Origin of the sequence: Kineococcus sp. R86509 (genome assembly GCF_042466365.1) — a bacterium.
Taxonomy (GTDB): Bacteria; Actinomycetota; Actinomycetes; order Actinomycetales; family Kineococcaceae; genus Kineococcus.
The window spans coordinates 3863419-3886753 of sequence record NZ_JAXHCE010000001.1 but is presented as its reverse complement, the minus strand read 5'-3'; the positions used below and the strand labels follow the sequence as shown (position 1 = coordinate 3886753).

The 23335-nt window shown below is 74.4% G+C and carries 23 protein-coding genes and 1 tRNA gene; 8 read left to right on the top strand and 16 right to left on the bottom strand.

Annotated elements, in window-relative coordinates; genetic code table 11:
• Positions 1-665: 665 nt before the first annotated feature.
• The 3 genes from SJY07_RS18995 to SJY07_RS18985 all read left to right on the top strand — a co-directional run bounded on the left by SJY07_RS18995 (position 666) and on the right by SJY07_RS18985 (position 2368).
• Positions 666-1574, top strand: a complete 909-nt coding sequence (locus SJY07_RS18995) for a DUF2382 domain-containing protein (protein ID WP_380161190.1) — start codon at positions 666-668, stop codon at positions 1572-1574.
• Positions 1575-1614: 40 nt separating this feature from the next.
• A complete protein-coding gene (locus SJY07_RS18990; protein ID WP_328292660.1) occupies positions 1615-2040 on the top strand; it encodes a YsnF/AvaK domain-containing protein in 426 nt (141 codons plus the stop codon).
• 139 nt (positions 2041-2179) lie between these two features.
• Complete coding sequence (locus SJY07_RS18985; RefSeq protein ID WP_380161189.1) at positions 2180-2368, top strand: hypothetical protein; 189 nt, start codon at positions 2180-2182, stop codon at positions 2366-2368.
• 61 nt (positions 2369-2429) lie between these two features.
• On the opposite strand, the gene SJY07_RS18980 is transcribed toward SJY07_RS18985, so the two are convergent.
• Together SJY07_RS18980 and SJY07_RS18975 are read right to left on the bottom strand one after the other, a co-directional pair.
• Entirely contained in the window at positions 2430-3608 is a 1179-nt protein-coding gene (locus SJY07_RS18980) for a hypothetical protein (RefSeq protein WP_380161188.1), read from the bottom strand.
• 80 nt (positions 3609-3688) lie between these two features.
• Positions 3689-4450: a GNAT family N-acetyltransferase gene (locus SJY07_RS18975; RefSeq protein ID WP_380161187.1), complete on the bottom strand. Its 762-nt coding sequence runs from the start codon at positions 4448-4450 to the stop codon at positions 3689-3691.
• Positions 4451-4477: 27 nt separating this feature from the next.
• Here SJY07_RS18975 and SJY07_RS18970 point away from each other — a divergent pair, with 27 nt between their 5' ends.
• Complete coding sequence (locus SJY07_RS18970) at positions 4478-4690, top strand: hypothetical protein (RefSeq protein ID WP_328292664.1); 213 nt, start codon at positions 4478-4480, stop codon at positions 4688-4690.
• Between the two features lie 36 nt (positions 4691-4726).
• Here the strand turns inward: SJY07_RS18970 and SJY07_RS18965 are convergent, their stop codons facing one another.
• Both SJY07_RS18965 and SJY07_RS18960 read right to left on the bottom strand, forming a co-directional pair.
• Positions 4727-5587, bottom strand: a complete 861-nt coding sequence (locus SJY07_RS18965) for an NAD-dependent epimerase/dehydratase family protein (protein WP_380161186.1) — start codon at positions 5585-5587, stop codon at positions 4727-4729.
• 51 nt (positions 5588-5638) lie between these two features.
• Positions 5639-5974: a hypothetical protein gene (locus tag SJY07_RS18960; RefSeq protein WP_328292666.1), complete on the bottom strand. Its 336-nt coding sequence runs from the start codon at positions 5972-5974 to the stop codon at positions 5639-5641.
• A gap of 132 nt (positions 5975-6106) precedes the next feature.
• Between SJY07_RS18960 and SJY07_RS18955 the strand changes: the two genes are divergently transcribed.
• Complete coding sequence (locus SJY07_RS18955) at positions 6107-8278, top strand: putative bifunctional diguanylate cyclase/phosphodiesterase (protein ID WP_380161185.1); 2172 nt, start codon at positions 6107-6109, stop codon at positions 8276-8278.
• 3 nt (positions 8279-8281) lie between these two features.
• Here SJY07_RS18955 and SJY07_RS18950 read toward each other — a convergent pair whose 3' ends face one another.
• The 5 genes from SJY07_RS18950 to SJY07_RS18930 are packed head-to-tail and all read right to left on the bottom strand — an operon-like array spanning position 8282 to position 12933.
• Complete coding sequence (locus SJY07_RS18950) at positions 8282-8938, bottom strand: response regulator (protein WP_380161184.1); 657 nt, start codon at positions 8936-8938, stop codon at positions 8282-8284.
• Positions 8935-10155, bottom strand: a complete 1221-nt coding sequence (locus SJY07_RS18945) for a sensor histidine kinase (RefSeq protein WP_380161183.1) — start codon at positions 10153-10155, stop codon at positions 8935-8937. The genes SJY07_RS18950 and SJY07_RS18945 overlap by 4 nt, the downstream gene beginning before the upstream one ends.
• A gap of 26 nt (positions 10156-10181) precedes the next feature.
• On the bottom strand, positions 10182-11159 hold the full coding sequence (locus SJY07_RS18940) for a D-alanine--D-alanine ligase (RefSeq protein WP_380161182.1): 978 nt from the start codon (positions 11157-11159) through the stop codon (positions 10182-10184).
• A gap of 38 nt (positions 11160-11197) precedes the next feature.
• Positions 11198-12313 carry an alanine racemase gene (alr, locus tag SJY07_RS18935; protein ID WP_380161181.1) on the bottom strand — a complete coding sequence of 372 codons (1116 nt, stop codon included), beginning with the start codon at positions 12311-12313 and terminating at the stop codon, positions 11198-11200.
• The gene (locus SJY07_RS18930) at positions 12310-12933 is read right to left on the bottom strand and encodes a M15 family metallopeptidase (protein WP_380162407.1); all 624 of its coding nucleotides are present in this window, start codon (positions 12931-12933) and stop codon (positions 12310-12312) included. Before SJY07_RS18930 ends, alr begins: the two co-directional genes overlap by 4 nt.
• Positions 12934-13052: 119 nt before the next feature.
• Between SJY07_RS18930 and murF the strand changes: the two genes are divergently transcribed.
• Positions 13053-14342: a UDP-N-acetylmuramoyl-tripeptide--D-alanyl-D-alanine ligase gene (murF, locus tag SJY07_RS18925; RefSeq protein WP_328296225.1), complete on the top strand. Its 1290-nt coding sequence runs from the start codon at positions 13053-13055 to the stop codon at positions 14340-14342.
• Here murF and SJY07_RS18920 read toward each other — a convergent pair.
• From SJY07_RS18920 to SJY07_RS18910, 3 genes are all read right to left on the bottom strand, one after another.
• Entirely contained in the window at positions 14292-15275 is a 984-nt protein-coding gene (locus tag SJY07_RS18920; RefSeq protein ID WP_380161180.1) for an N-acetylmuramic acid 6-phosphate etherase, read from the bottom strand. The two genes, murF and SJY07_RS18920, sit on opposite strands and share 51 nt — an antisense overlap.
• 24 nt (positions 15276-15299) lie before the next feature.
• Positions 15300-15372, bottom strand: a tRNA-Thr gene (locus SJY07_RS18915).
• A 51-nt stretch (positions 15373-15423) separates the two neighbouring features.
• On the bottom strand, positions 15424-16416 hold the full coding sequence (locus tag SJY07_RS18910; RefSeq protein WP_380161179.1) for an ATP-binding protein: 993 nt from the start codon (positions 16414-16416) through the stop codon (positions 15424-15426).
• Positions 16417-16515: 99 nt separating this feature from the next.
• On the opposite strand from SJY07_RS18910, the gene SJY07_RS18905 reads away from it, so the two are divergent.
• Positions 16516-17478 carry an oxygenase MpaB family protein gene (locus SJY07_RS18905; protein ID WP_380161178.1) on the top strand — a complete coding sequence of 321 codons (963 nt, stop codon included), beginning with the start codon at positions 16516-16518 and terminating at the stop codon, positions 17476-17478.
• Positions 17479-17533: 55 nt separating this feature from the next.
• Positions 17534-18556 carry an Atu2307/SP_0267 family LLM class monooxygenase gene (locus tag SJY07_RS18900; RefSeq protein WP_328292675.1) on the top strand — a complete coding sequence of 341 codons (1023 nt, stop codon included), beginning with the start codon at positions 17534-17536 and terminating at the stop codon, positions 18554-18556.
• Positions 18557-18559: 3 nt separating this feature from the next.
• Here the strand turns inward: SJY07_RS18900 and SJY07_RS18895 are convergent, their stop codons facing one another.
• The 4 genes from SJY07_RS18895 to SJY07_RS18880 form a co-directional block, all read right to left on the bottom strand.
• Positions 18560-18802, bottom strand: a complete 243-nt coding sequence (locus tag SJY07_RS18895) for a hypothetical protein (RefSeq protein ID WP_328292676.1) — start codon at positions 18800-18802, stop codon at positions 18560-18562.
• Between the two features lie 108 nt (positions 18803-18910).
• Positions 18911-19900 (bottom strand): aldo/keto reductase, encoded by a 990-nt coding sequence (locus SJY07_RS18890; protein ID WP_380161177.1) that lies wholly within the window; start codon positions 19898-19900, stop codon positions 18911-18913.
• A gap of 49 nt (positions 19901-19949) precedes the next feature.
• A complete protein-coding gene (locus SJY07_RS18885) occupies positions 19950-20948 on the bottom strand; it encodes a GNAT family N-acetyltransferase (RefSeq protein WP_380161176.1) in 999 nt (332 codons plus the stop codon).
• Positions 20945-23269 carry an EAL domain-containing protein gene (locus SJY07_RS18880; RefSeq protein WP_328292679.1) on the bottom strand — a complete coding sequence of 775 codons (2325 nt, stop codon included), beginning with the start codon at positions 23267-23269 and terminating at the stop codon, positions 20945-20947. Before SJY07_RS18880 ends, SJY07_RS18885 begins: the two co-directional genes overlap by 4 nt.
• Positions 23270-23335: the final 66 nt, after the last annotated feature.

The window sequence follows — 23335 nt, the reverse complement described above, 5'->3', positions numbered from 1 at the left end:
GGGCCGCGCGAGCCGCCGGGACGGAGTTCACGACGTGTTCACCTCCACGGGGCGCGAACCGTCTCGAGTCCTTCACCCCGCTCCGCGGTGACCTTCCGTCCTCCCTTCGCACAGTTCGTGACACCCGACGGGCCGGGAGGGTGATCCTGGAGCCGGGTCCCGGGAACGGGAACCGGCCGGGATCCGGAGCCGCTGCACCGGCGACAGCGTGTCGAGCAGCGGGCCGCCCACCGCGTGCGCCCGACCGTGCCGAACCGAGGAAGAACACCTGTGCGGACCGTCCTCTGCTGCGTCGCCCTGGTCGTCACGGCGGTCTACGCCGCGATCCGCACGGGTGGACGCAGCACGTCAGCTGGAGGCGGTCTCCCGCCCCTCCAGCAGGACGGTCTGAACCGGAGAAACCCACCGCCCGGGTGGAGGCACACCTCCCGGACCGTTCCTCGTTCCGCTCTGAGTTGCGGACGCGCCGGGGAAGGCAACGATGGGCATCGGCAAGACCGGCGAGGAGATCGACCCCGCACAGCACCGATCACGTTCCGACGCTGAAGACGCTGATGAAGACGCTGAGGTCGATCACCTCGACGCCGGGTCCAGACCGAGGGCTCACGCACTGCTCCACGACCCGGGGCGGACGTCTCGGGAAAACGGCCCGGAAGGAAACACCCATGAACCGCGACTACACCCCCGACACCCTGTTCGACGCCACCGTCACCGGTAGCGACGGGGACAAGATCGGCAAGGTCGACGAGGTCTACCTCGACAACCGCAGCGGTGACCCGGAGTGGATCTCCGTGAAGACCGGCCTCTTCGGCTCGAACGTCTCCCTGCTGCCGCTCGCCCAGGCCACCGTGTCCGGTGACACCGTCACCGTGCCCTTCGACAAGACCATGGTGAAGAACGCCCCCCACCACGACCCGGGTGCGGAACTCAGCGAGGCCGACGAGGCCGACCTCTACCGCTACTACGGGATGGACGAAACCCACGGGTCCGTCGGCGACACCTCGGACGCGAACACCCGCACGGGTGAGCACGCGACGGGTGAGCACGCCTCGACCGACCGGGAGAACACCCTCGGGACCGCCGGGCAGACGAGGGGCCGCACCGCGGGAACGACCCAGGAGTTCACCGAGGGCTCGGGCCGCGGGCACGACACGTCCGGCCCCGACACCGACAACGCGATGACCCGCTCCAAGGAAGAACTCCGCGTCGGCACCGAGACCCGCGAGGCGGGCCGGGCACGCCTGCGCAAGTACATCACCACCGAGAACGTCTCCCGCACCGTGCCGGTCTCGCACGAAGAGGTCGTCGTCACCCGGGAACCCATCACCGAGACGAACCGCGGCGCGGCCCTCTCCGGTGGCGACCTCACCGAGGAGGAGCACGAAGTCGTCCTCACCGAGGAGCGCGCCGTCGTCGAGAAGGACGTCGTCCCCGTCGAGCGCGTCCAGGTCGGCACCAAGACCGTCGAGAGCACCGAGACCGTCCAGGCGGAGCTGCGCGAGGAGCGGATCGACCTCGACGCCGACAGCACCGTCAAGACCGGTACCACGGGGAAGCACGACCCCCGCGACTGACCCGTACCGCCTCGCACCGACCTCGACGTCAGGACACACGATGGAGAACCCGAACTCGGCCCAGGAGGGTTTCCTCCCCGGAAACTCCTCCGCCGCAGCCGATGTCGGCGCCGAGGTCGGTGCGGAAGTGGTGCTGCACCAGGAACGACTGAGCATCACCACCCGACGGGTCCCGGTCGAGAGGGTGCGTTTCACGAAGCGGATCGTCACGACCACGCGAACCATCCAGGTCCCCGTCCGGGTGGAGCAACTCGTGGTCACCCACGAGCCCCTGTCGGACGAGTTCCCCGTCACGGGCGGCGAGTTCCCCCCGGAACTCGTCATCGTCCTGCACGAGGAAGTTCCCGAGGTCACCCTCCGGGTCGTCCCCGTCGAACGGGTCTCGGTGGCGGTCAGGACCGTGACCCGGGACGAGGTGGTCGTGGCGGAACTCGCCACCGAGGTGGTCGACGTCACCCGTACGTGACGCGCTCGCCGGCACAGCACGCTGGAGAACACCGGCGCCCCGGACGACACCGCCCGCGAGCACGTGCGCCCTCGCCACCTGGGGCACCTCACGACCCGCGTTCAACTCCGAACTCCTGGCTCAGGACGTCGACCGGCTCGTGCACCGCCTCACCACCGCGTGGTCCGGACCGGACGCGGTGTGGGCGACGTCGACCACCCGGTACCCCGGCCTGGTCACCCACGCCCTGGCCTCCGACGCCTCGGAGTTCGCATCGAGCACCGGGTGCGTCGGGGGCCGGGGGGTCCGCACGGTGGACGGCGACCCCGACCTCGGGCCGGTCGACTGACCCCCCGCAGACCCCACCCAGACCCCACGGCGGAGCACGCCGCGCCGCCGCCGGACGGCGGTCAGGCCTCGGTCACGCCGTCCGCGTCGTCCAGGTCGTCCGCGCCGTCCAGGTCGTCCGCGTCGTCCGCTTCGTCCGCTTCGTCCGCTTCGGGCCCGAAGAACCCGTCGACGACGTCGAGCACCGCACCGGCCAGACCGGGGCGGGCCGTCCACGGCTCCACCGACGACAGCACCCCGAGGTCGACGATCCGCGCGACGAGCGCCGACGTCGTCTCGAACTCGTCCTCGTCGCCGCTCTCGGTGAGCAGTTCCCGCAGCCGGCCCGAGGTCATCGGGTCCAGCACGGAGGCGGTCACGGCGGAGAGCGCACCGACGATCGCGGCCGGCGACTCCGACGCGGCCAGGGCGCCGCTGACGGCCGAGGCCAGGATCGTCGTCGCCACGTCGCAGCGGTGGTCGACGTCGTCCAGCGCCGGCACGGTGGTCTTCCCGTCCACCACCACGACGACCTCGTTCGTCAGCAGCTCGGCCCACTCGACCAGGGGGTCGAGGGCGGGCGCGAAGGGTTCGAGGTGGCGGCGGAGGACGTCGATCGCCGGACTCCCCTCGGGCTCGCCCGCCTCGACGCCGAGGGCCAGTTCGCCGAGGGCGGCGAGTCCGGCCGCCACGACCGGGAGCGAGGAGAGGTCCTCCAGCCGGGTCGCCGTGGGGACGGCGAGCTCCGCGGCCTGCAGGGCGTCGAGGACGGTGCCCCGCCCGGAGGTGGTGCCCGCGACACCCCCGGAGGCGACGTCGAGGCAGTCGGCGAGCTCCTCGGGCTCACCGGCCCACTCCTCCGTCTCCCCGAGGAACATCAGGTAGGACGTCCACGCGACGCGGCTCTCGTCCACGAGTTCCTGGGCGTCGAGCTCGTTGTGCTCGGCCACCGCGGGGACGATCTCGGTGAAGAGTTCCTGGAGCTCCTCGGGGTGGAACCGGCGCGCGGCGGCCGGGGTCAGGTCGAGCTCCAGGGACAGGACCAGCCAGCCCAGGGACTCCATGAGCCTCGCCTCGAGGTCACCGACCTCCAGGGGTGCTTCGCCGGCCTCGGCGTCGTCGAGGAGCTCGGCTTCCAGGAAGCGCCGGAACGGCACCTGCAGGTCGCCGAGGACCTTGCCACCGGCCCGCAACGGGGACATCTGGGTGCCGGTGACGGCCCGCTGCGCGGGGTGGCCGTGGGACTTCTTCTTCTTCGGCACGGGTACCTCTGGGCCGGGGACGGTCGGAGGCCCCAGCGTAGTGGTGGCCCGCGGCGCCACCTCCGCGACGGCGTGGCGCTTCAGCCGGCGGTGCGGACGTCGAGCGCCTCGACCTCGGTGAACCCCAGCCGCGCGTACACCCGGGCTGCGCGGTCGTCGTCGGGTTGCAGGTGGGCCAGTGCGGCGCCCCGGGCGAACGCGCGCCCGAGCAGCCAGGACGACAACCCCGCCGCGATCCCCCGCCGCCGGGCCGCGGGGAGGACGGCCACCCCCGCCAGCAGCACCGCCGGCCCGGCCCGGCCGTCGGAGCGCACGGTGTGGGCGCTCGCCACGGGGACCCCGTCGAGGTGGGCGATCGCGACCTCGACGCGCCCGTTCGCGAGCAGCCCGCCGAGCCACTCCCGGGCCGCCCCGGGCGGGCCGCCGAAGGCCGCGACGTCGATGGCCACGACGGCGTCCAGGTCCCCCGGCTGCCCCGCGGACGCGGTCCGCACCGAGGTCCCGGCCGGGACGCCGACCGGCCGGAAGCTCGCGGGCCACAGGCCCGCGAGGCGTTGGCGGACGATCGGTTCCCCGCCCGGCCACCCGGGCGGCCAGGGCGTCGAGGCCGGCAGCCGCCAGGCCCACGGGGTCGCGCGGGCCGCGAACCAGGCCGCGACGGCGAGGGGGTCGGTCCGGGCGGGGTCGTCCAGGTCGGCTGCGTTGAACTGGGCGAAGTCCGTTCCGCTGCAGGCGGTTCGGGCCCCGCCGAACTCGGCGTGGGCGCCACCGGGCCGGCCGCCGGAGCTCACGGCCCAGGCGTCGGCGTGGGCGGTGTGCACGAGCGGTCCGGGGATCTCCACGGGCACAGCCTGTGCGACGCTGGCGCCGTGGACCAGCGCGTTTCGCAGTGGTGGGCCGAGGCCGACGCACGAACCCGGCGCGCGGTCGCCGGGATCGCCGACGGCCAGCCCCTCCCCCCGCACCTGGCGTGGTCGTTGCAGGCGGCCGGGTTGCACGCCCCCTCGATCGGACAGGGGGCCTACGCCCAGCCCCCGGAGTTCGCCGCGGCTCTCGGGGAACTGCGGGCGGAACCCGGCTGATCGCCCCCACCTGCCTGTGGTGGTGGTGCAGCGCGGTCACGCGGTCCGTGGTCGTTCGGCGGCGGTGATCACCGGGTCGTCGTCGGCGGCGTCCCAGCCGAACTCGCGGGCGGCGACGTCGGTGGCGTAGAAGGACGAGTTCCCCGTCGGGGCGGACCGCCAGGGAACCCCCGGGTGGAACCGCGCCGCGAGTTCGGCGGTCGGGACCGGGCTGACGGTGCGGGCGCCGACGACGTTGGCCACGACGTGCCCGGGCCGGCGGCGTCCCAGCGAGCGCAGGCACGCCGCGGAGGCCGCGGCGAAGGACACCCAGCCCCAGAGGTCCTTGCGCCGCTCGGCCTCCCGTCCCGGGTCGTCCGGCCCGTACCACTCGCGCAGGCCGTGGAAGCGGAGACTGGTGAGGACCGCCGCGCGACGGCGACGGGCGAAGGCGTCGGCCGCCTGCTCGCCGAGGAACTTGGAGATCGCGTAGGGGTCCTCGCTGTAGCTGGGGTGGGACTCCTCGACCGGGAACCAGTCGTAGCGGGGGGCGGCGCTGAACGCGGCGCCGGTGGCGTTGACGCTGGAGGCCAGGCAGACCCGCTCCACCCCGGCGGTCTCGGCGGCCAGCAGCACCGCCAACGTGCCGCCGACGTTCAGCGAGAGGACGTCGTGCGGGTCGTGCCCGAGCGGGCTCGGCCGGGCGGCGAGGTGGACGACGCCACCCGCCCCCGCGAAGGCCTCGGCCAGGGCGACCGGGTCGGTGACGTCCACGGAGCAGGGCTCGACGCCCTCGGACTCCGGCACGGCTCGTCCGGTGTCCAGGGCGAGGACCTCCCACCCGGCCCGGACCGCGCGCGGGACCAGCCGCGCACCCAGCGCCCCGCCGGCGCCCGTCACCACCAACCGTCTGCTCACCGGCCCATCCCACCGCCTCGGCGGGGGGAGCGCACCCGGGTGCGGCCGGGGTCAGACGAGGCGACGCTCGGAGTGGTTCAGCCGCACCCGCAGCACGGTCGCGATGACGTCGCGGGAGGCGATGCGACGTCGCACCCGGCGTCCCTCCTCGACGACGACGACCTCGGGGCAGACGAGTCCGGTCGCGGCGAGCGCTCCCGCCGCCTCCCGGGAGAGCACCTCACCGGGACGCACCGCGGCCAGCGCCGAGCGGGTCGTGATGGGCAACGCCTGCCACCAGGCCGCGAGCGCGGGGTCCAGCTCCTGCCGGACGTAGCCCGTGCCACCCCAGGTACCCGAACCGGGGCCGCGGTCGTGGTTCCCGGTCGCCTGCACGTTCTCACTCACGCCAGCAGTGTGGTCGACGTTCGAACATCGCGCCTCCGGAGCTGGCTCCGGACCCGTTCGGACCCTCAACTCCGGCGACCGCGCTGCCGAGGACGAGGGGACGGGACGACGCACCACCAGGAGGACATCGACGTGTTGGCGGCTCTCATCGTGCTGCGCACCCTCGTCGTCGTCGCGTCGTTCCTCGTCGTCGCCCGGCGGGCGTCGCGGGAGAGCGGTGCACGGACCCAGGTCCGGGGGTCGTGGCGGTCCTACCGCGCCGGTCTGGGCCTGCTGGCCGCGAGCAGCGCGCTCGAGACGGTCTCGGTGCTCCTCGGGCAGTCCGTCGGACGCGTCGGTCTCGGTCTCGTCCTGGTGCTGCGGGTGACCAGCACCACCGGCTGCTTCTTCCTCTACCACGGCATCTCCCGGTGGTACCGGGCACACGACAAGGGGCGTCCCTCCGGACGCGTCGACTGGCTGGTCGGGATCAGCTGCGTCCTGGGGGTCGCCGGACTGGCCAACGTCGTCCTGGTCGTCCCGGACGGCGGCACCGGTCTGGCCCAGCAGCTGCGGATCGTGCACGTCGCCTCGATCGCGGTGCTGCTGAGCGCCGTGGCGTTCTTCGCCCTGACCATGCCGCGCGATCTGCGTGGCCGGTCCACGATGGTCGCCGCGGCCGTCGCGCTCGTCCTGGTCACCCAGGTCGTCTACCTCCTGCACGGGCCGCAGCTCGGAATCGTCCTCGCCTGCTGGACGGCGTGGGCCTACCTGGCCGTCGCCTACGCGATCGCCGCCTGCCTGCCCGCCGTGACGCTGGGCCACCAGCACCACCGCATCCTGTCGGTGCCCGTCGTCAGCTCCGCCGGTCTGGTGCTCGGTCTCGTGAGCCTCCTCGGCGCCGGGCTGGTCCCGCGGCCCACGCACTGGGCCCTGTGGTTCGGGGCCGCGGCCATCGCCGGGTCGGGCGTGCGGCTGGTGCGACTGGTCCGCGATCTCGCCGACCACGACCGGGCCCGCCGCCAGGCCCGCACCGACGACCTCACCGGTCTCGCCAACCGCCGTGAGTTCCTCGACCACCTGCGCCGCGCCGCCGGCGAAGGCGCTCCGTTCGCCGTGCTGCTGCTGGACCTCGACCGGTTCAAGGAGGTCAACGACCAGCACGGTCACGCCGCGGGTGACGAGCTGCTCACCGCCACCGCCATCCGGCTCGGCTCCGTCCTGCCCCACCCGGCCCTGCTCGCCCGCCTCGGCGGCGACGAGTTCGCCGTCCTGCTGCCCGGTGCCGACGCGGCCGAGGCCGTCACGACGGCGGGTTCGATGCTCGCCGCCGTGTCCCGGGTCGACGTCGTGCTCGGTTCCGTCGTCGCCCACACCGTCGGGGCCAGCGTCGGCGTCGCCACCAGCAGCGGTTCCGACGGCCTGAGCGGCGAGGAGCTGCTGCGCCGCGCCGACGGGGCGATGTACACGGCGAAGGTCGGTGGGCTCGGCGTCGCGCTGCACGACGAGGTCACCGACCGCGCCTGGCGCAGCCGGGTGCTGCTGTCGGAGGAACTGCACGACGCGCTGGGCGTGGACGCCGGACCCTGTGCCGCGGACGCGTTCGAGGTGCACTACCAACCGCAGGTCTCCCTGGTCGACGACGAGGTCGTCGGCGTCGAGGCCCTCGTGCGGTGGAACCACCCACGCCTCGGTCTGCTGGCCCCCGGCGCGTTCCTCGACGTCCTCGAGGAACGCGGCATGATGCCCGCCCTCACCGTCCACGTCGCCCGCCGCGCGGTGACCGACCTGGCGGCCTGGCGCGCGGCGGGGTACGACCTGCGGCTCTCCATCAACACGTCGAGCACCTACCTGTCCAACCCGCAGCTGCTGGAACTCCTCGACGAACTGGCCGAGGGGACCGACCCCTCGCGCATCGTCGTCGAGGTCACCGAGACCTCGTTGATGAACGAACCCGAACGGGCCCTCGCGACGTGCCGCGACATCACCGCCCGCGGGTTCTCGCTGAGCATCGACGACTTCGGCACCGGTTACTCCTCGCTGGCCTACCTGGCCAACCTGCCCGCCACCGAGCTGAAGATCGACCGGGCGTTCACCTCCCGGGCCCTCGTCGACGACCGGATCACCGCGATCGTCGCGGGCACCGTGGACCTCGCCCACCACCTCGGTCTGCGGGTGGTCGCCGAGGGCGTCGAGGACACCGGCACCCTGGAGCTGCTGCGCGGGCTCGGCATCGAGGAGTCGCAGGGCTACCTGCACAGCCGGCCCGTCCCGGCGGGCGAGTTCCTGCGGTGGCTGCGCGGGCGCACTCCCGCGGTCGTGTGACGCTCACCCCGTCAACCCGTTCTCGTAGGCGAAGACCACGATCTGCACCCGGTCCCGCAGCCCGAGCTTGCGCAGGATCGCCCCGACGTGCGTCTTCACCGTCGACTCCGAGACGAACACCAGCCGGCCGGTCTCCGCGTTCGACAACCCGCGGGCGACGGCGTCGAACACCTCGCGCTCCTTCGCCGTCAGGGCGAGGAACTGCGGCGGCGGGGGTCTCGTCGCGGTGAGGTCGCGTTCCAGCAGCCGCGTCAGGTCCCCCGGGGCCAGGACGGCGTTGCCGGCGTGGACGGTGCGGATGGCGTCGGCGAGCTGCGCGGGCGTGGTGTCCTTCAGCAGGAAACCGCTGGCCCCGTACCGGATGGCCGTGGCCGCCCGGTCGTCGAGGTCGAACGTCGTCAGCACGATCACCCGCACCGGCGCGGCCCGCCGCGCCACCCGTTCGGGCAGGAAGATCTGCCGGGTCGCCTCGACCCCGTCCATCTCCGGCATCCGCAGGTCCATCAGCACGACGTCGGGCGAGAGTTCCTCGGTGAGGCGCACCGCCTCCAGCCCGTCGCCCGCGGCACCGACGACGTGCAACCCCTCCTGCGCGTCGACGATGACCCGGACCCCGGCCCGGAACAGGTCCTGGTCGTCGACCAGCAGCACCGAGATCACGCGCGCACCGGAACCCGCGCCGTCACCGAGAACCGCCCCGTCGGGCCGGGCGCGACCTCCAGGCCGCCACCGACGCCTTCGAGGCGCCGCCGCATCCCCTCGACGCCCCGCCCACCCGCCGAGGTCGTGCCTCCCGCAGCGGGGATCCCGTTGCTCACGTGCAGCTCCAACCACTGGTTCCCGGGGCCGGAGGACTCCCCCGGCCACCGCTGGACGACGGTCACGGGGGTGTCGCGGTCCCCGTGCCGCAGGGCGTTCGTCAGCATCTCCTGCAGCACCCGGTAGGCGACGGCCGCGAGTTCCGGCGGCAACGGACGCTCGGCCCCCGAGGTCGAGGAGACGATGCGGAAACCCGTCCCCCGCGCGCCCTCGACCAGGCTCTGCAACCGCCCCGGCGCCGGCGGCTCCGCCGAGGCCGAGAGGACCTGCTGGACGTCGCGCAACGACGCCCGGGCCGTCCCGGCGATGGTGCCGAGCGTCGCCTTCAACGCCGCCGGGTCGTGGTCGGGGAGGAACTGACCCGACTCCGCCTGGGCCAGGATCACGGCCAGGGAGTGCCCGACGACGTCGTGGACGTCGCGGGCCAGGCGGGCCTGCTCCTCGCGCAACCGCGCGATCTCGTACGCCTGCGCGGTCTCCAGGTGGGCCTGGGCCGATTCCCGTTCGGCGGCGACGCGTTCCCGCCGCGACGTCGCGGCACTGCCCTGGAAACGCAGCGCGAGCCCCGCCAGCCAGGCGGCGGCCAGCACGAGCAGCAGGACGACCAGCGTCGCCGCCGTCCCGAACAGGTTGAAGGCGAACTCCACCTGACGCCGGACGAGGATCCCCGGGTAGTAGTACCCGCTGAACAGCGCCCCCGCGGCCACGAGGGTGCCCGTGACGATCGAGACGCCGGACAACCCCAGGACGAGGGGACCACCCCACCGCGCCGCCGAGAACGCGACGAAGAGCATGAAGGCCTGCGACAGCAGCATCGGGACGGAGTGGGTCAGCTGCAGCACACCCGTCAGCCAGGTCAGGCCCAACGCGATCCCCGGCAACGGCCGGGCGATCCCCACGGTCAACGCGACGAGGAGGACGAAGAACGGGCTCGCGCTCTCGTAGCCCGAGTCGGTCCGGACCCGGAGTTCCGCCAGCCCCGCGGCGGCGGTGAGGAGACCGAGCAGCACGTCGGGACCGAACCGGCGCACCGGGGTCGTCTCGTCGAGGTCGTCCATCGGGACCACCGTAGTCTCCCGGACCCTCACACCAGGGCGTCGCGGACGAGCACGTCGAGGAGGTCCCCGTAGCCGAGACCACCCGCCGCGAACATCAACGGCGCCGCCGAGCGCGCCGTGAACCCCGGCGTCGTGTTCACCTCGTTCAGCACCACCCCGTCGGCGGTGAGGAAGAAGTCCACCCGGGCCAGCCCCCGGCAGCCGAGGGCGTCGAAGACGGCGACCGCCGCCGCCTCCAGCGCGCCCGCCTCGGACGGGCTGACATCGGCCGGCAGCCGGATGTCGGGGTGGCCGCCGTACTTCGCCGCGTGGTCGAAGATGCCGTCCCGCACGACCTCCTCGATCGGCGCGGTCCGCCGCGTCCCGTCCGGCCGGGCCAGGACCGCGACGCAGAACTCCCGGCCCACGACGAACTCCTCCACGAGCACCCGGTCGTCCAGCGCGACGGCGCTCGCGAGCGCCGCGGGCAGTTCGCCGGGTCTCCGGACCAACGACACCCCGAGGCTGGAACCCGCCGTGACGGGTTTCACCACCACGGGTCCGCCCCAGGGGGCGGCGAGCAGTTCCTCCCGGTCCGCGGAACCGGCCAGCAGCCGGCCGGGGGCGGTGGCGACGCCGACGGCCCCGGCGACCAGTTTCGTCGCCCACTTGTCCAGGGCCAGCGCGCCCGCGCCGACGCCGGAACCGACGTAGCGGACCCCGGCGAGTTCGCAGAGCGCGGCGAGGGTGCCGTCCTCCCCGTGGACGCCGTGCAGGACGGGGAACACGACGTCGCAGGTCTGCAGGACGCGCACGGCCCCGGCGAGGCCGAGCGGGCGCAGTTCGTCGTCGCGCCAGAGACCGTCGCGGTCGACGGTCAACCGGACGACCCGGTGGTGGCCGGTCTCCTCGAGTCCGGCGGCGACGGCGGCGGCCGAGGCGAGGGAGACGTCGTGCTCGCCGTTGCGGCCGCCGCCGACGACCGCGACCCGGATCTGCCCCTGGTCCAGGGTGGAACTGTTCACGTCGGAGAACTCCGTTTCTCTCCCCCGCGGTGCGGGGGTCAGGTGGTGCTGCGATGGACCCGGCGGCCGAGGCCGACGAGGAGTTCGGCGTCGAGGCGGCCGCTCCAGCGCGCCCAGTCCGACAGTTCCGGTTCGCCGTCGTCACCGGGACCGAAGACGGTCACGTCGGCGCCGAGGAGGAGTTCGGGGGCGGGCAGGTCCGCCAGCTGCCCGATGTCCACGACCGTCTGGTCCATCGACACCCGCCCGACGACGCGGCAGCGGCGGCCGGCGACGCTGACCTCGGCCTCGGCGGCGAGGTCGCGCGGGACGCCGTCGGCGTAGCCGAGGGGGAGCAGCCCGAGGGTCGTGTCCCGCGGCGCGTACCAGGTGTGGCCGTAGCCGACGGGGGTTCCCGCCCGCACCCGGCGCACCGCGGTCAGCGGCGCCCGGAACGTGACGGCCCCGCGCAGCGGAACCGTCCCGGTGGGGTCGATCCCCAGCAACCCGGCGCCGATCCGCACGAGGTCGTGGTGCGACGAGGGGTCGGCGAAGGTGCCGGCGGTGGCGGCCAGGTGCGCGTCGGATTCCAGTCCCGCACGTCGCGCGACGCGGAGGCCTTCCTCGAACCGGCTGCGCTGCAGCGCGTTCTCCCGCAGATCCTCGGCGCAGGCGAGGTGCGACATGACCCCGACGACGTGGAGGCGGCCGGAGCGTTGCGCGGCGGCGGCCTGTTCGCACAACCGTGCCCACTCCCCCACCGCGGCGCCGTCGCGGGTCATCCCGGTGTCCAGGTGCAGGTGCACGCGGGCCCCGCGCGGCATGCCGAGCAGGTGGGCGAGACCGGGGACGGCGAGGTCGACGCCGGCGGCCACGGCGGGGCGGAAGTCGGTGCCCGAGGGGTTCAGCCAGCTCAGCACGGGCGCGGTCACCCCCTGCGCGCGCAACGCCAGGGCCTCCGCCACGCCGGTCACCCCGAGCGACGTGGCCCCGCCGGCCAGGGCGGCGCGGGCGACGGCGAGGGCCCCGACGCCGTACCCGTCGGCCTTCACGACCGCCATCACGGCCGCCGACGTGCGGGCCCGGACGAGGCGGGTGTTGCGGGTCACGGCCGCGAGGTCGAGTTCCACGGTCGCCGAGCCCGTGCGGGGTGCCGCGGCGAGGGCGGAGTTCACGACCGCACCTCCTCGAGGGGACCGTGCAGCGCGTGCTCGGCTCCGGTGACGGCGGCCCAGTAGCGGTCCCCGAAGCTCCAGTGCCACCACTCGGTGGGGTAGTTCACGAACCCCGCGGCGAGCAGCACGTCCCCCAGGACCTCGCGGTGGCGGCGGGCGGTCGCACCGACGGGCGCGGCGGTGGCGCACGCGCCGCGGGAGTTCTCGGGCGTCGCGTCGATCGGGGTGCCCAGGTCGAGTTCCCGGCCCCGCTCGTCGACGAGGGTGAGGTCCACGGCGGAACCGGCGACGTGCGGGGCGACCGCGACGGGGGCGACGAACCGGCTGGTGAGGTGGTGCACGAGGTCGTCGTCGGCGTCGGGGTGGGCGGCACGGACCTGCGCGGAGTACCTGGCGATGATCGCCCGCTGGGCGGAGAGTTCCCGGAGACCCTCGACCACCCGCAAGGAGGTGCCCCGGGGCAGGCCGTCCTGGGCGAGGGCGAGCCGGGCCGCGACGGCACGGCGCACCCGGGCGCCGGCGGGCCCGAACCCGGGGCCCAGGACGACCAGCGGGTCGCCGTCTTCCCGCACGGGGACCGCGGCCACCACCGGGTCGCTCATCAGCAGTTCGACGTTCATCACGTCCTCAGCCTGCGGTGAGCACGGGTACCGCGGGATCACCCGCAGGTACCGACGTCCGGTCCTCGAGGTGGAGGCGTCCCCACCCGCCGGTGGGGCAGCGTCGGGCTGTGCTCGAGATGACGCTGCAGCAGATCGCCACCGCCGTGGACGGCCTCGTCGTGGGTGACCCCGACCTCCTGGTCCGCGGGTCCGCCTACCTCGACACGCGTCGTGCCGTCGGGGACGGGCTCTTCGTCGCGGTGGCGGGGACGCGGGTCGACGGCCACGACCACGCGGGCGGGGCCCACGCCGTCCTCGGCTCCCGGCCGACGTCCGCGCCGACGGTGGTCGTCGCGGACACGACCGTGGCGCTCGGCCGGCTGGCCCGCGCGGTCGTCGCGCGCCGGGCGCCCCGGGTCCTCGCCGTGACGGGCTCGCACGGCAAGACGGCGGTGAAGGAGTTCCTGGCCGCGATCCTGCCGGGCGCGACGGCGACGCACGGCAACCAGAACAACGAGCTCGGGGTCGCCCTCACCGCGTTGCGGTTGCCCGCCCACGGCGGCGACCTGGTGGTGGAGATGGGGGCCCGCGCCGTCGGGCACCTGACCTACCTGGCCGGGATCACCCCGCCGGACCTCGGCGCCGTCACGGCGCTCGGGCACTCCCACCTCGAGCGGTTCGGTGGCCCGCACCTGCTGGAGGCGGCGAAGCGCGAACTGCCGCAGGCGACCTCGGGGGTCTGCGTGCTGAACGCCGACGACCCGCGGGTGCTGGCGATGGCCGCCCACACCTGGGCGCGGGTCGTGACGTTCGGAACCCGCGGGGACGTCGGCTGGAGCGCGGTGACGCTGGACGAGGTCGGCCGGGCGAGCTTCCTGCTGCACCCCGGGGGCGCACCGGTGGCGGTGCGCCTGGGGGTGGTCGGCGCGCACCAGGTCGCCAACGCGGCCTGCGCCGCTGCCCTCGCCCTGGCCGCGGGAACCCCGGTGGAGGCGGTCGTGGCCGGTCTGGAACGTACGGGCGCGGGCGAACGCCGGTTGCAGCCCCGACGTCGTGACGACGGCGGGTTGCTGCTCGACGACTGCTACAACGCGGCTCCCGCCTCGATGGCCGCCGCGCTGCGGGCCCTCGCCGCGGTGGCCGGTTCCGGGCACCGGGTGGCCGTCCTGGGCGCCATGCGGGAACTGGGCGAGGCGAGCGGGAGGGGGCACCGGATGGTGGGCGCGCTGGCCCGCCGCCTCGGGGTCGACGTCGTCGGGGTCGGTCCCGGCGCGCAGGACCTCGCGGCGGGCGGCACGTGGGTCGCGGACCCCGGGGCCGCGCTGGAGGTGTTGCGGGAGAGGCTGTCCCCCGACGACGTCGTGCTGGTCAAGGCGTCACGGACGGAACGGCTGGAACGCGTCGCCGACGCCCTGCTCCCCCGGTAGCGCGACGGCGGCGCGCACGGAACCGTCCGTCCGCGCCAGCGCCTCCCGGGCCGCGGCGGGGTCGCGGCCGGTGAGCGCCACGACCAGCGCGGTGGGCAGTTCACCGTCCGCCCGGGCGAGGGTCTCCGCGGCGGCGGCCGCGGTCAGTCCCGTGATCTCCTGCAGGACGCGGACGCTGCGCGCCTCGAGCTTGGCGTTGGTGGCGACCAGGGACACCATCAGGTTGGAGTAGGTGCGGCCCAGCCCGACCATGACGGCGGTCGAGAACCCGTTGAGCACCATCTTCGTCGCCGTCCCGGCCTTCAACCGGGTCGAACCGGTGAGGACCTCGGGACCGGTGTCGACGGCGAGGACGTGGTCGGCGAGCCCCGCGAGGCGCGGGGCGGGGACGTTCGCGACCAGCGCCGTGGTGGCCCCGCGGGCGCGGGCCGCGCGCAACGCCCCGGCCACGAAGGGGGTCCGGCCCGACGCGGCGATCCCGACCACCACGTCGTCGGGACCGAGCGACGCCACCGCCGCGGCTCCGGCGTCCTCGTCGTCCTCCGCGTTCTCGACCGCGTCGGTGAGGGCGCGCTCGCCCCCCGCGAGGTGGGCGACGAACCGGCCGGGTTCGAGGGTGAAGGTGGGGCGCAGCTCCGCGGCGTCGAGCACCGCGAGCCGCCCGGAGGTGCCCGCGCCGACGTAGTGGACGCCGCCCCCGCGACGCAGGGCCGCGACGGTCGCGTCGACGAGGGCCGCGAGCTGAGGGAGCACGGCCGTCACGGCGTCGGCGACCCCGCGGTCGGCGTCGTTGAGCATCCGCAGCACCTCGAGGCTGTCGACCTCGTCGAGGTGGGCGGTGCCGGGGTGGCGCTGCTCGGTCGGCAGGCCTGCGGTCTCGGAGGCTGCGGTCTCGGAGGCTGCGGTCTCGGACGCCGGGGTCGGGCTGGTCACCGGCTCAGGCTCGCACACGCGGGGAGCCCCAGGCCGGAGTCGAACCGGCGACCATCCGCTTACAAGGCGGGCGCTCTGGCCTCTGAGCTACTGGGGCGTGGGTCGTGCCCCTCAAGTCTGGCACACGGGGATCACCGTCCGTGGCCCCTCAGAGCAGGGTGTCGAGGTCCCACTCGGCCAGGTCGAGCAGCGGTTCGGCGTCGAGCACCCGCGGTTCGAACCAGACGACCTTGCCCGGGCCCGGGGACAGCTGCTCCACGCCCCAGTTCGTCGAGAGCGAGGCGACCAGTTGCAGACCCCGGCCGGTGGTCGCGGTCGTGGCGAAGTGCCGCGGTTGCAGGGGCGCCGACGAGGAGTCCCGGACCTCGATCCGGACCCGGCCCGAGGGCAGCGTCCGGACCGCGAGGGAGAAGTCGGTGCGAGCGTGCAGGACGGCGTTGGTGACCAGTTCGGAGACCGCGAGCTCCGCGGCCTCCTCCAGGTCCTCGGCGTCGAGACCGCGCAGCACCCCGCGCACGTAGCGACGGGCCGAGGCGACGCTGCTGGCCATCGACTCCATGACCATCGGTTCCCCCACCAGGTCCCCCGCGCTCTCGCCGACACCGTCGGGCCGGGGGCCGGGGCGCGGGGCGAACGAGTGCGCCGACGGCCGCGGGCCGGGAACGAACGAGGTCCCGGCCGGGGGACGCCAGGCGCGCGGTTCCTCGCCGGCCAGCTGACGCACCGACTCCTCGACGAACCACCGCCGGTAGGCGACCACCTCCTGGGAGGCGGGCAGGCTGAGGAGCTGCTCGGACCGGCAGAAGGCGTCGGCCTCCTCGAGGACCCGGCCCAGCCCCTGGACGAAGACGCCCGCGCTGAGCGGCACGGTGTAGGTGACGTCGCAGAAGTCGTCCCCCGCGGCGAGCGCGGCGGCGATCACGGCGTCCGGCGCCGCCCGGAAGGCGACGTAGGTGGTGTCGAGCTCCGCGGCGATCTGCAGCAACCGCAGCGGCAGGCTCGGATCCTCGCCGTCCTGGGCCGCGATGCGGATGAGGGAGAGCTCGCGCGTGAGTTCCTGCAGGTGCTGGCCGAACCGCACGCGGGCCTGGACGGGGAGTCCGAGCAGGTGCACCTGGACGAAGCGCTCCGGTCCCTCCACCCTCCGAGTGTTGCACGGGGGCACGCTCGACGGTCCGTCGACGTTTCGCCGTGTCGGTCGCGGGGTGCGCGACCCCCGTCGCGGGGTGAGGCTGTCGGGGTGCCCGCCCTGCGAGACCCCTCGCGCCCCACCTCCGACCTCGCCCGGCGCGTTCGTCAGGCCTTCCGCAGCCGCGTCTCCGGCGATCCCACCGGGGCACCGGACTGGGTGCGCGACATCGCCCTCGTCGGGACCGGGCCCGGGTGGTTCGACCCCGAGGGCGTGGTCTGGCGGGTCCACGGCGACCTCTCGACCCTCGTCGGCGGGATCGCGGCCCTGCTCGGGCAGGGCGCGCACCCGCTGGCCTCGGCGGGGGTGCAGCGTCACTCCTCCTACCGCAGCGACCCGTGGGCCCGGCTCGCCGGGACGGCCCGCTGGCTGGTGCTGACGACGTTCGGCTCGGCGGAGCTCGCCGAGCGCGAGGCCGCGCGGGTGCGGGCGATGCACGAACGGGTGCGCGGCACGACGGCGGCGGGCCGGGCCTACTCGGCGTCCGACCCGGAACTGCTGCGCTGGGTCCACCTGGCCTTCACCGACGCCTTCCTCGCCGCGCAGACCGCCGTCGGGCAGGACCTCGCACCGCGGTTCGGCCGGGCCTGGGGCGACGACTACGTCGCGGACTGGGCGCGCAGTGCCCGGGCGCTCGGGGCGCAGGACCTCCCGTCCTCGCGGGCCGGGCTGGCGGAGGCCCTGCGGGAGCTGGAACCGCACCTGGAACCGGTGCCGGCGGAACTACTGGGTTTCATCGCCGACCCGAGCGGTCTGAACCGCGTCGAACGAGGTTTCTACGCCGAGCTGGGGCGGGCGGCGCAGCTGGTGGTCTCCCCGTCGGTGGCGCGCTTCGCCGGGGTCCCCGGCCGGGGTGACCGCTCGCCCGCGGCCCGGGCCCGTCTCCTCCGCGCCCGGTGGGAGCTGCGGGCGCTGCACCTGACCCTCGGCCGGTTCAGCCCCTCGGAGGAGGCGGCCCGGTTCCGCACCGGGTCGGCGCCCCGGCCGGACTGGCTCGACGCACACCCCGCCTGACGGTCCGGAGGGGCGTCGTACGGTGAGGGCCGGCCCACCCCGAGGAGAACTGCCCATGCACGTCGGAGTCGACAACTTCGTCTCGGCCATCACCGACCCGGCGACCGGTCAGGTGGTCGGGCCGGAGGAGCGGATGCAGGACCTCCTCGACGAGATCGTCCTCGCCGACCAGTCCGGGGTCCACGCCTTCGGGATCGGCGAGCACCACCGACCCGAGTTCTACGACTCGGCCCCCGTCGTGGTGCTGGCCGCGGCCGCCGCGCGCACCACCCGCATCCGCCTCGCCAGCGCCGTCCTGGTCCTCAGCGCCGCGGACCCGGTCCGGGTGTTCCAGGAGTTCTCCACCCTCGACCTCATCGCCCACGGCCGCACCGACCTCGTCGTCGGCCGGGGTTCGTTCACCGAGGCCTACCCGTTGTTCGGTCTCGACCTGCGCGACTACGCCTCCCTGTTCGAGGAGAAGCTCGACCTGCTGCTGCGGCTGCGCGCCTCCGAGAAGGTGACCTGGTCCGGCCGCCACCGCCCGGAACTGCTCGACCAGGGCGTCTACCCGCGTCCGGTGCAGCACCCGCTGCCCGTGTGGGTGGGGGTCGGGGGGACCCCGGAGTCCTTCGTCCGCGCGGGGCTCCTCGGGCTGCCCCTGGTGGTCGCCATCATCGGCGGTGAACCGGCCCGGTTCCGCCCGCTCGTCGACCTCTACCGCCGCGCCGGTGCCGAGGCCGGGCACGCCCCCGAGACCCTGCGGGTGGCCCTGCACCTGCCGGGGTTCGTCGACCACACCTCCGCGGCGGCCCGGGACGCGTTCTTCCCCGGCTGGTTCGAGATGATGGGCCGCATCGGGCGGGAACGGGGTTTCGCCCCGCCGAACCGGGCCCAGTTCGAGCAGCAGGCCGGACCCGAGGGGGCCTTCGTCATCGGCGACCCCGACACGGTGGCCGGGAAGCTCACCCGGATCGCGGCGTCGCTCGGCGGGGTGGAACGCATCTCGCTGCAGATGACCAACCCGCAGACCTCGCACGCGAGCCTGATGCGCAGCATCGAACTGCTCGGCAGCGCGGTGGTTCCCGCGGTCGCCTGACCCTCAGGCGGTCGCCGGCGGGGCCGGCGGGGCCGCTCGCTCCCCCGCGCGGACCACGACGACGCCGGTGCGGACCAGCGCCCCGCCGGCGAGCTGGATCCCCCGGGGCAGTTCGTCGAGGAGGATCCAGGCCAGCACGACGGCCGAGACCACCTCGAGCAGGGCGACGAACGAGGCGAGGCGGGACCCGAGGCGAGGACGTTGCGGCGCCGGGGCTCCAGCCGCTGTCGAGGAGGCCGCGCCCACGGGCCGGAGAGCGAGAAGCCGACCGCGGAGAGCCCGGCGAGGGCGAGCCCGCCCGCGGCCCGGGAGTCCGGTCCGGTCACCCGCTGCACGACGGGGCGTGCGGCGCCGTCAGCGCGTTCCGCGCGCGGCCGCGCCCGCCAGCCGGGCGATCCCCGCGTCGCGCAGCAGACGCACCGGCGAGGCCGGGTTGAACGAGCGCGCCGCCTCGGTCAGGGCCGCCAGCGCCGCGGGTTCCAGCCGGACCTGCGCGGCCTCGACGTTGAACTCCAGCTGCTCGACGCTGGAGGCCCCCGGGATCACGACCACCCGGGGCTGGGCCACCAGCCAGGCCAGCGCCGCCTGGGCCGGGCGGACCCCGTGCCCGGCCGCGACCTCGCGCAGGGTGTCGAGCAGCGGCTGGGCGCGCCGCAGGTTGTCGACCGCGAACAACGGGTTCGCCGCCCGGACCCCACCAGGGCGGTTCGCCTCGGAGTACCTCCCACCCAGCAGACCCTGCGCCAGCGGGCTGTAGGCGATGACGATCCGGTCGTTCGCCGCGGCGAAGGGCACCAGGTCCTCCAGCGGCCCGGGGTGGGCCAGGGAGAACTGCACCTGGTTGCTGACCACCGGGACGCCGAGCGCCCGGTCCGCCTGCCGCCAGCGCGCGAGGGAGTAGTTCGAGACCCCCACGGCGCCGATGCGTCCTTCGGCCAGCAGACGCTGCAGGCCGGGCATGACGACGGTGTCCGGGAAGACCGGGTTCGCCTGGTGCACCTGGTAGAGCGGGATCCGGTCGAGACCGAGACGGCGCGCGCTCGCCACCGCCCGCTGGTGGACGACGGCGGGCAGCGGCAGGACCGGGAAGACCTTGCTCGCGACGACGACGTCGCGACGGCTTCCCCCGAGCGCGTCACCCAGGATCCGTTCGCTGCGCCCGAAGGCGTAGACCTCGGCCGTGTCGAAGAGGGTCACCCCGAGTTCCAGGGCCCGGCGCACGATCTCACCCGCGGGACCGTCGGCGTACTGCGCGCCGTAGCCCCACTCCCGCGAGCCGAACTGCCACGTGCCCAGCCCGACGCGCGAGACCGGGCCGAGCCCGGCGACCTCGAGGGTTTCCATGTCCGTCAGTCTCCGCCGCCGGGTGGCCCCCGCAACCCCGGGGTGACGGTCACCAGCCGCGGAGCACCAACCGCCGCTCGGAACCGGTGACGGCCAGCAGCGTCTCCGGGGCGACCCCGGTCATCCAGTCCAGCAGCTCGGCCCCGTGCTCGGCGAACGCCCGGACCAGGACCTCGTGCTCCAGCAACCGACCCGGCGAGTAGCGCGCCCAGCGGGTCACGAACCGCCCCTCGAACACGCCGTAGCGCGCCCCGTCCCGGACGCCCACGACGTAGGCCGCGAGGTCGCCGTCGAGGCGCAGGACCGCGAGTTCACGCCGGCCGAGGTCGCCCAGCGCGGCCAGCCGGTGCCGCCAGGTGTCGCGTCCGGACGGGGTGTCCAGCGCGCACACGAGGCCGTGCGCCGCGTCGCGGTCCCGGTAGGCCGCCTCGAGGTCGGGCAGCGTCGCCTCGAACGTCGCCGCGTCGTCGCTGAACTCGAACTCGAGGTGCACCCCGTCGTGGACGATCCGGTTGTGGGTCTTGCGCAGGTTCTTCCGCATCCCCCCGCTCACCAGCGGGGCGCCGTCCTGCGGGCGCAGCACGAAGGGCACCGGGGCCAGGTCGAGCAGCCGGGCCCCGGCCCCGGCGGCCAGGGCGTGCACGCGCGGGTCGTCGGGCAGTTCGGCCAGGTGCAGTTCGCTCCCCCGCAGTCGCGCGTGCTCCGCCAGGACCACCCCGAGCCGGTCGGCGACCTCCGGGGACGTGGCCGGGAAGGAGGCGGCGTACCCGCCGCCCCCCGCGAGGAGTTCGCTGACCCGGCCGCTGTCGTGCACGCGGTCGACGACGACGACGGCCGCCTCGTCCTGCCCCTGCCGGACGTGCACGGCCCAGACCGAGGCGGGCGGCGCGACGTCGAGGACCCTGCGCAACCAGGCCGTGGTGGCCGTGGCGGGAGTTCCCGGACGGCCGTGCAGGTCGTGGGAACGCGCCAGGTGCGCGGCCACCTCGGCGCGGCCTTCCAGCACGGTGTGGTCGGGTGCGAGCCGGCGCACCGACGACGTGGTCACGAGGAACCTCCAGGAGAAGCGGTCAGGACGGGCGTGGTGAGCGGGTGGCTGGGAACGGTGGCCGGGTCGTGCTCGGTCAGCCACCGTTCGAGTTCGTGCGCGGGGAGGGCCTTGGCGTAGAGCCAGCCCTGCAGGACGTCGCACCCGGCGGCGGCGAGTTCCCGGCTCGTCGCCTCGTCCTCGACGCCCTCGGCCACCAGCCGCAGGCCGAGGGAGTGCGCGAGCATGATCGTCGACTGGACGATCGCCAGCGCCCGGGTGTCCCCCACGAGGTCGGTGAGGAAGGACTTGTCGAGCTTGAGGTCGTCGATGGGCAGTTCCCGCAGGTAGGCCAGCGAGGAGTACCCGGTGCCGTAGTCGTCGACGGCGACCCGGATGCCTCTGGCGCGCAACCCTTCGAGGATCCCCTGGGCCCGTTCCCGGTCCACCATGAGGAAGTCCTCGGTGATCTCGATCTCCAGCAGTCTCGCCGGCAGCTGTCGTTCGGTCAGCAGTTTCGAGACCCGGTCGGGCAGGTCCTGGTCCCCCAACGACGACGCGGAGAGGTTCACCGCGATCGCGAGGGGTTTCCCGGCCCGCCACCACACGGCGGCCTGGTCGAGGGCCTGCTCGAGCACGGCGCGGGTCAGGTCCTCCATCAGCCCCGCGGTCTCCACGACCGGGAGGAACGCGTCCGGCATCAGCAGGCCGCGCCGCGGGTGCTGCCAGCGGACGAGCGCCTCGACGCTGTCCACGGCGCCCGTCGCGACGTCGACCTTCGGCTGGTAGTGCAGGAGGAGGCGGCGAGCGGCGATGTCGGCGCGGAGGAGTTCCGCGGTCTCCAACCGCTCCCCCGACGCGAACTCGTCGACGTCGGCGGTGTAGGCGAACGTGCCGAGGTGGCGGGTCTTCGCGTGGTACATCGCGACGTCGGCCTGGCGCAGCAGGGTGGGGAGTTCCGCGGAACCCACCGGCAGGACGGAGATCCCGATGCTCGTGCGGGCCCGGACCTGCACCCCTTCGAGGGTGTACGCCTGCATCAGCGACGTGTGGATGGCGTCGGCCAGTTCCTGGGCGGGCGCGAGCCCGGCCCCGATCCGTGCGATGGCGAACTCGTCACCGCCCAGGCGGGTCACGACGGTGTCCGGGGCGTCGGCGACCTCGCGCAGGCGCCGGGCGACGTCGCGCAGCAGGGAGTCGCCGGCCTGGTGACCCAGGCTGTCGTTGACCTCCTTGAAACCGTCGAGGTCGAGCAGCAGCAGGGCCACGGGCGTGTCGGGTCCGGCCGCGGCCAGGAGTTCCGGCGTGCGCCGGTACAGGGCCCGGCGGTTGCCGAGGCCGGTGAGTTCGTCCGTCAGCGCGAGTTCGCGGTGCTCGGCGAGGCGGGTGACCTCGCGGAAGGTGAAGAGCAGCCGGCCCAGCGCGCTGAGGACGACGGCGGCGGCGAGGGCGACCGCGACCGGGTGCAGGGGGTGCAGGTGGTCGACGACGAACACGGCGAGGGCGACGAGGGTGGAGAGGACCGGGATCGAGAGCAGCGCCCACCCGGGCAGTCGCGGACCGCTGGGCGCGGAGGGCCAGCCGGGGGTGAAACCCATGAGGACGACGCCGAGGACCCAGACCCCGTCGGTGGGACCGCCGGGGGTGTAGGTGCCCTGGGCGGTGGAGAACAGGTAGGCGAGGTCGGCGACGACGAACACGACGAGTCCCGCCGCCAGCAGCCACAACCCCTTCGGCGGGCGCCAGCCGTGGAGGGAGAGGACCGCGGCGAGGACGAGGAGCAGGACCAGGTCGAGCGCGGGGTAGGCCGACGTCGTCGCGACCGCCGCCCACGAGCCGGAGGCGGAGACGATGGGACCGATCACCGCGGCCGCGGCGACGGCGCCGACCGCGAGGCCGCCGACGACCCCGTCCAGCCACAGGCTGCGCGCGTGCCGCGCGTCGCGGCGCTGGGCGAGCAGGATGAGCAGGACGAAGATCGAGGGGTAGAACAGGAGGAACCCCACGTCGGCCCCGGAGGGGTAGGGCTGGTCGGCGAGGGGACGGACGAAGATCGTCCAGTACACGTTGCCGGAACCGTAGACCGCCAGGGCCGCGCTCAGCAGGTACCCGCCCCGCCGGGAGCCCTGGATCTGCAGGGTGCGGAGGAGGCAGAGCGCCGCGGCCGACTCGTAGGCGAGGTTGTTCAGCAGCCCGTCGAGCAGGAACGAGTACCCCTCGTGGGGTCGGACCCCCGGGATCGTCGAGAGGGCGAAGGCGAGGGGTGGGCTGAGCAGCACGGCGTGCAACGGCAGCGACCAACGCGTCAGCGTGGGCCGGGTCTGCCCGCGTCGAACGAACACGAAGTCCTCCTGGGGTCACAGGAGTTGTCGGTGCCCCGGGCCCCCACCTCGACCCGCCGAACGGGT

Bases quoted from the DNA above. Each gene is read 5' to 3' on its own strand.
- SJY07_RS18995 (WP_380161190.1), top strand. From the start codon at position 666: ATGAACCGCGACTACACCCCCGACACCCTGTTCGACGCCACCGTCACC.
- SJY07_RS18990 (WP_328292660.1), top strand. From the start codon at position 1,615: ATGGAGAACCCGAACTCGGCCCAGGAGGGTTTCCTCCCCGGAAACTCC.
- SJY07_RS18945 (WP_380161183.1), bottom strand. From the start codon at position 10,155: ATGGACGACCTCGACGAGACGACCCCGGTGCGCCGGTTCGGTCCCGAC.
- SJY07_RS18930 (WP_380162407.1), bottom strand. From the start codon at position 12,933: ATGAACGTCGAACTGCTGATGAGCGACCCGGTGGTGGCCGCGGTCCCC.
- murF (WP_328296225.1), top strand. From the start codon at position 13,053: ATGACGCTGCAGCAGATCGCCACCGCCGTGGACGGCCTCGTCGTGGGT.
- SJY07_RS18900 (WP_328292675.1), top strand. From the start codon at position 17,534: ATGCACGTCGGAGTCGACAACTTCGTCTCGGCCATCACCGACCCGGCG.
- SJY07_RS18890 (WP_380161177.1), bottom strand. From the start codon at position 19,900: ATGGAAACCCTCGAGGTCGCCGGGCTCGGCCCGGTCTCGCGCGTCGGG.